General features: G+C 49.3%; 2 protein-coding genes. Both read right to left on the bottom strand.

The features are described 5' to 3' along the window. On the bottom strand, positions 1 to 289 hold a 289-nt coding region (locus tag ACFQEU_RS17025), incomplete at its 3' end, for a glycerophosphodiester phosphodiesterase family protein (protein ID WP_379784072.1). Positions 290 to 377: 88 nt separating this feature from the next. Further along, on the bottom strand, positions 378 to 756 hold a 379-nt coding region (locus ACFQEU_RS17020; RefSeq protein WP_379784070.1), incomplete at its 5' end, for a hypothetical protein.

Raw genomic sequence — 756 nt, 5'->3', positions numbered from 1 at the left:
AACCCGTGCCATCGGTCATTTCGTCAACAGTTTCATCATGGCTTAGCACCAAAACACCGTCGCTGCTGGCATGAATGTCAATTTCGATCACGTCGGCGGCCAACTTGTGGGACAGCAACGCAGCCTCAAGGGTATCCTTCGGCTGCAACCCCTGCCCAGCACCGTGTGCTATCACTTCAAAGCCAACGTCTTGATAAAATGGATGATGAATCGGTGCGACTGAAACAAAAAAGCGCAGACCAGCATAGACGGCAAACAAAGCCACCAGCGCCAGGCCAATTTTCTTCATAATTCCCATGGGTATCTGCTTGTTCAGACTAGAAAGTCGCCCATGCTAACGCCTTAGGTAGCTCATGAACAAGCCTTCACAGATGCTTCTACAGTTTTATGTAGATTCTCCTGCGATGCAGCCACCAAGCCAATAGCCATAAAATCGCAAGGTGCAAAAGCGCAAACATCAGCGAGGCGAGCTTGGCCGGCATCATCAGCGCCAACCACAGAAACAGCGATTCGTATAAGGTGCCATCACTCGTGGGGACTAAACTATAGCTTCGCACCCAGAGCCAAGCTAAAGCATAAATGAACAATGGATTTTGCCCGAGTATAGAAAGTGACTGCATAACCCAGGCACCGATCTTGGCACGCTCAAGAATCAACAAACACGCTAAAAACGCCAACGCTAGACCACCCGTTAACAACACGTAGGTCGAGGTCCAAAGGGATTTGTTAATAGGCTCAGGTAAACTGTAGGCCAAT

Origin of the sequence: Halorubrum tibetense, from assembly GCF_042661865.1 — an archaeon.
GTDB classification, from domain to species: Archaea; Halobacteriota; Halobacteria; order Halobacteriales; family Haloferacaceae; genus Halorubrum; species Halorubrum tibetense.
The sequence above is the reverse complement of the archived record's forward strand: the minus strand, read 5'-3'. Positions and strand labels throughout refer to the sequence as shown.